This is a genomic window from Xanthobacter sp. BG11Y11_SDJG (assembly GCF_057364445.1).
The window spans coordinates 1-5694 of sequence record NZ_JBNFNU010000281.1 but is presented as its reverse complement, the minus strand read 5'-3'; the positions used below and the strand labels follow the sequence as shown (position 1 = coordinate 5694).

The 5694-nt window shown below is 69.2% G+C and carries 5 protein-coding genes and 1 pseudogene; all 6 read right to left on the bottom strand.

Features of this window, described 5'->3' with window-relative positions; translation table 11 throughout:
- Positions 1–385 (bottom strand): DUF1850 domain-containing protein (locus AC2W7M_RS18625; protein ID WP_486133957.1); only part of this gene is annotated, 385 nt, incomplete at its 3' end.
- Between the two features lie 7 nt (positions 386–392).
- Positions 393–2504, bottom strand: coding sequence for a TRAP transporter permease (locus AC2W7M_RS18620; protein WP_486133955.1), 2112 nt, complete (start codon positions 2502–2504; stop codon positions 393–395).
- A gap of 191 nt (positions 2505–2695) precedes the next feature.
- Positions 2696–3636 (bottom strand): annotated as a pseudogene (locus AC2W7M_RS18615) (TAXI family TRAP transporter solute-binding subunit).
- A 185-nt stretch (positions 3637–3821) separates the two neighbouring features.
- Entirely contained in the window at positions 3822–4856 is a 1035-nt protein-coding gene (locus AC2W7M_RS18610) for a Bug family tripartite tricarboxylate transporter substrate binding protein (RefSeq protein WP_486133954.1), read from the bottom strand.
- Positions 4853–5308, bottom strand: coding sequence for an AtuA-related protein (locus AC2W7M_RS18605; RefSeq protein ID WP_486133952.1), 456 nt, complete (start codon positions 5306–5308; stop codon positions 4853–4855). Before AC2W7M_RS18605 ends, AC2W7M_RS18610 begins: the two co-directional genes overlap by 4 nt.
- A gap of 90 nt (positions 5309–5398) precedes the next feature.
- Positions 5399–5694, bottom strand: a 296-nt coding sequence (locus tag AC2W7M_RS18600) for a hypothetical protein (protein ID WP_486133950.1), incomplete at its 5' end; no start/stop codon positions are given.

The window sequence follows — 5694 nt, the reverse complement described above, 5'->3', positions numbered from 1 at the left end:
CGCTCAGCCCGGCGCGTCCGGGCACAAAAGCCAGCGTGACAGGGTCGGCCTCCGGCGGGATCAAGTCGCCCATGGCGCGGCAGCGCCCGTCGATGCAGATGCGCCAGTCGGCGGTGGCGCCGGAGCGGCGCAGCATCACCTCTTTCAGGGGCGCAGCCTGCGGCCGGGCGACGTACCGCCCGCCGTCCAGCACGGCGCCCTCGGGCGGCTCCATGCCGGCGCCGGAGCCCTCGATCCGCATCTCCACCACCACCAAGCCGTCCGGGGTGGCGCGCCAGTCCTCCTGCCAGTCGCTCTTCTGCACCGAATGGGTCCAGGCGAGCGTGAAGGCGGCACCCAGGCGCACCATCTGCCCGCCGGCGATCAGGCAGGCGAGCGCGCCCACCGTCCGCTCAGGCCGCGGCCGCGCGGGCGGCGGCGCGCACCCGAAGCAGGTGCCACAGGAAGAAGGCGAAGGCGGCGGCGAAGCCCAGTTCGTCGGTGAGCGGCAGCGCCATGATCAGGAGCGCCGCCGCCAGGAAGGCCGCGACGCGCTCGACCGGGTTGAGCCGGCCGAGCAGATAGCCGGTGGCGGTGGCCGCCCAGAGAATGATGGCGACGAGGGCCTTGATGACCGCATAGGCCACCGCCGGCCAGAAGCCGATCGACGCCGCCATGGGGTCGCCGTCCTGGAGCATGAGCGCCGGCGCGTAGACCGCCATGAAGGGCACCACATAGCCGGCGAGCGCCACCCGCGTCGCCTGCACGGCGATCTTCATGCCGCTCTCCTTGGCGATGGGCGCGGCGGCGAAGGCCGCGAGCGCCACCGGCGGCGTCAGGTCCGCCATGATGCCGAAGTAGAACACGAACATGTGCGAGACGATGAGCGGCACGCCGAGTTCCAGCAGCGCCGGCCCGGCGATGGAGGCGGTGATGATGTAGTTCGGGATGGTGGGCAGGCCCATGCCGAGGATCAGGCACGCCACCATGGTGAGCAGCAGGGAGATGAACAGCGAGTTCTGCCCCACCGCCACCACGAAGGAGGCGAAGGCGCTGGCGACGCCGGTCAGCGTGAACACGCCCACCATGGTGCCCACCAGGGCGCAGGCGATGCCCACCGGCAGCGCGTTGCGAGCGCCGTCCGCCATGCTCTCGATGCTGATGCGCAGGGTCTCGCGCCCGCCCTTCACGAAGAACAGCAGCACGACGAGGGCGAACACCGCCCAGGCGATGCCGTTGATGCCGTATTCCAGGAAGCTCGCCGCGGCGATGCCGAGCACCACCCAGAACACCACTTTCAGGCCGTAGGGTCCGATGGCCTGCGCCACCGGGCTGCCGAGCACGATGAGGGCGGTGAGGGCGAGGCCGACGGTGCCCGCGAACAGCGGCGTGTAGCCGGAGAACAGCAGCCACACCAGCACGGCCAGCGGCAGCAGCAGATACCAGCGGTCGGTGAGCGCCTTCAGCGCGTTCGGGCACTGGTCCTTGGGTAGGCCAAGCAGTCCGTGGCGCCCCGCCTCCAGGTGCACCATGGCGAACACGGTGAAGAAATAGAGCAGCGCCGGGATGATGGCGGCGGTGGCGATGGTGGAATAGGGAACGTCGATGGTCTCGGCCATGATGAAGGCGACCGCGCCCATCACCGGCGGCATGATCTGCCCGCCCATGGAGGCCGTGGCCTCCACCGCGCCGGCAAAGGCCGGCTTGTAGCCGAACTTCTTCATCAGCGGGATGGTGAACTGGCCGGTCGTGACCACGTTGGCGACGCCCGAGCCGTTGATGGTGCCCATGAGCGCCGAGGAGATCACCGACACCTTGGCCGGGCCGCCTTTGGCATGGCCCACCGTGCCCATGGCGAAGTCGGTGAAGAGCTGGATCATCCCGGCGCGCTCCAGGAAGGCGCCGAACAGGATGAACAGGAAGATGTAGGAGGACGACACATAAGTGGGCGTGCCGTAGATGCCCTCGGTGCCGAGGAACATCTGGTCCACCACCTGGGCATAGTCGAAGGCCCGATGGTCGAGCGGCGGCGGCAGATACTGGCCGAACAGGCCGTAGGCCAGGAACACCGCGCACAGGATCGGCAGCGAGAGCCCCATCAGCCGCCGGGCGCCCTCGAACACGAGGATCACCGCCAGCGTGCCGACGACGATGTCGAGGGTGCTGGGATCGCCCGCCCGCGCGATCAGGTCGGAATAGAATACCCAGTGATAGAGGCCCACCACGAAGGAGAGGATGCCCACCGCCCACAGGACGAGGCGCATGGGTCCCTGCTTGTGGTTGCCGGCGATGGCGAACATCACCAGCAGCAGGAAGCCCACATGCACCGAGCGCACGATCTGGCTCGCCAGCGGGCTCCAGGCGGCGGTGATGACCTGGAAGGTTGAGAAGATCACGGCGATCCAGAAGACCGCGCGCCCCCAGGAACCGGGGCCCCATTCCAGATGGCCGAGGCCGGGCTCGACGATCACTTCCGCGCCGTGATCGACGTGACCGGGTTCGGCGCTGGCGATGCTCTGGGACATGGGGACGTCTCGGGTCTTGGGGGGTCCGCATCCGGCGGCGGAGGGATGCCGCCCGGCCGTGGAAACACCGTTCAAATTCAAGGGCTCCCGCCGGCGCCCGTCAATGGCGATCGCGGGGAATCTGACTTAAAATGCGTGCGCCGCCGGCAAAACCGGCGGCGCACCATGCCGGACGCAAGCCTGCGTCAGCCTCAGGGCGTCACGCCCTTTTCCTTGAAGTACTTCGCGGCGCCGGGATGGAACGGCACGGGCGAGCCCTTCATGGCGTTCTCCACCTTGATGCTCTTGGCCGCCGCGTGGGCCGCCGCCAGTTCCGGCAGGTTCTCGTAGATCGCCTTGGTGATGGCATAGACCTCGTCGTCCTTGAGGTCGGCGCGGGTGACGAGGAAGTTCGGCACCGCGGCGGTGGCCACTTCGGCCTCCTGGCCGCCATAGGTGTTGGCGGGGATGGTGGCCTTCAGATAGGGCGCGCCGATCTTGTCGATCACGGCGCCGGGCACCTCCACCACCACGATCGGCACCGAGTTCGCCAGGTCCTTGATGGAGGCGACGCCGAGGCCGGCGGACTGCAGTGTGGCGTCGAGCTGGCGGTTCTTCATCAGCTCGACCGACTCGGCGAACGGCAGATACTCGATCTTGCCCAGGTCCTCATACTTGATGCCGGCGGCGTTCAGGATGGCGCGGGCATTCAGCTCGGTGCCCGAGCGCGGCGCGCCCACCGACAGGCGCTTGCCCTTGAGGTCGGCGATGGTCTTGATGCCGGAATCCTTCGAGGCGACGATCTGGATGTAGTTGGGATAGATGCCGCCGAGCGCCCGCACCTTGGTGAGGGGCGTCTTGAAGCCGGCCTCTTCCTTGCCCGCCGCGCCGTCCGCGAGACTGTCGGCGAGGGTGAAGGCGACCTCGCCCTTGCCCTGCTGGATCAGATTGAGGTTCTCGACCGACGCCTTGGTGGCCTGCACCGAGGGCGCGCGCCCGGCACCTTCTCGCCGATCACCTTGGAGATGGCGACGCCGAGCGGATAGTACACGCCCGAGGTTCCGCCCGTGAGGACGTTCACGAATTCCGCATTGGCGGCGACGGGCGCGAGTGCGAGGGCCCCGGCGAGCGTCGCCATTACGAGCTTTTTCATTGGCGTCCCTTCCTGCTGATGTGGTTGGCGAGAAGCTACCCGCTTGCCGGACAAAGGCCAGCAGCTTTTTCCTTTCCCGCGACTAAAGTCTATGTGTTCGTGCTCCGAAAAGCGAACCATCCGGTGCAGGCGGGCAGGCCTGCACCGGATGGTTTTAATCTACCGAATTGCCGTAAGGGAAGAGATCATTCCGGCTCGATGCCGGCGGCCTTGGTGATTTCGGCCCACTTCTTGGTCTCGGACGCCACCAGCTTGGCGAGCGCCTCCGGCGTCGAGGAATTGGGCTCGATGCCGGCATTCAGCAGCGCGGTCTGCACGCTCTGGTCGCCCATGGCCTGCACCATGGCCTTGTTGAGCGTCGCGACGATGGGCGCCGGGGTCTTGGCCGGCACGAAGGCGGCGAACCAGGCGATCAGCTCGTAGCCGGCGATGCCCGCCTCGCGCATGGTGGGCAGTTCGGGCGCGAGCTTGGAGCGCTCCGCGCTCGACACGCCGAGCGCCTTCAGCTTGCCGGCGCGCGCCTGCGGCAGGGTGGTGGAGATGTCGGCGAACATCACCTGGATCTGCCCGCCGAGCAGGTCGCTCACCGCCTGCGGGTTGCTCTTGTAGGGCACGTAGAGGATGTCCACGCCCGCCCCGGTCTTGAGCATCTCCACCGCGAGGCGCGAGGACGTGGAGCCGGCGCCGAACGAGAGCTTGCCGGGGTTCGCCTTGGCATAGGCGATGAACTCCTTCGTCGTCGCGGCCGGCACCGAAGGGTTCACCACCAGCGCCAAAGTGATGGTGCCGAGCGTGGTGACCGGCTCGAAGTCCCTGATGTGGTCGTAGGACAGCTTCTTGTAGAGCGCCTGGTTGGAGGCGTGGGTGGAGTTGGAGGTGATCAGCACGCTGTAGCCGTCCGGCGCGGCGCGGGCGACGTTGCTGGCGGCGATCTGGCCGGTGGCGCCGGGCAGGTTTTCCACCACCACCGGCTGGCCGAGGATGGACGACACCTTCTCGCCCAGCACGCGGGCCAGCGTGTCGGTGGCGCTGCCGGCCGAGAACGGCACGACGAAACGGATCGGCCGGCTCGGATAGGCCTCCTGCGCCGAAGCGGGCGTGGCGACAGCGAGGAGCGGCGCGGCCGCGAGCGCGGCAAGGGTCGCGGCAAGGGTCGCGAGCATCCGGCGGCGCGGCGGCGTGGTCGTCATGGGGGTCGGCGTGCTCATGGCGGTTTTCATGGGCGGTTCTCCCGGAATGTCAGGGTTCTTGGTGTTGCCGGCGCGGCCGTGGCCGCGGCCGGAGGGGCGAGCGCCTGCGCGAGGTCCGCCGGCACGCGGACCTCGAGGGCGAGAAGCAGGAAGGAGAGCGACTTGCCGTGCCCGTCGAGGCCGAGCGAGGCGTTCACCCCGCCGTCCAGCACGTCGTCGAGCACGAAGTTGAAGGCGCAGAGGTTGGGCAGGTCGTAGCGCACCACCCGGCTCGGCCGGCGGGCGGCGAACAGCGCGGCGACCCGCTCGGCCGTCACCTGCGCGGCGATCAGCGGGAAGGCCTCGGGCGTGCGGCAGACGAGCGCGAGGTTCAGCCGGTTGCCCTTGTCGCCCGCCCGCGCATGGGCAACGAGGCGCAGCGGCACGCCGACCTCGGCGCGGGCCGGCGCCGCTGCCGGATCGCGGAGCACCTGCGGGTTCATGGCGCCCCCTCCGCACCCAGCAGCGACATGGCGGGCGAAAAACGAGGTCGCGCTCCACGAAGGCAGGAGGGCGCTGGCAAAGCCGCGGCGTCAAAAATGGCGCCGCACGCCCCGCCCCCCGCCCCGCGGGCCCGGCGCAGTAGAGCGCCTCCACCTCGTCGAGCAGCAGGCCGAGCGCCGCCATGTCCGTGCTCTGGGCGCTGAAGCGCAGGCGCACATCCTCGGCGCGGCTTCGGGGAAGGCGGCGGCGAGCGTCGCGCCGGCGGTGTCGTTGAACAGGCTGGCGATGCCGATGGCGTCCACGCGCACGGCCAGGTTCGGCGCGCGCTTCGCGAGCCGCGCCAGCACCACCTCGGCGTCGCCTCGAGATGGTTGACGAAGCCGTG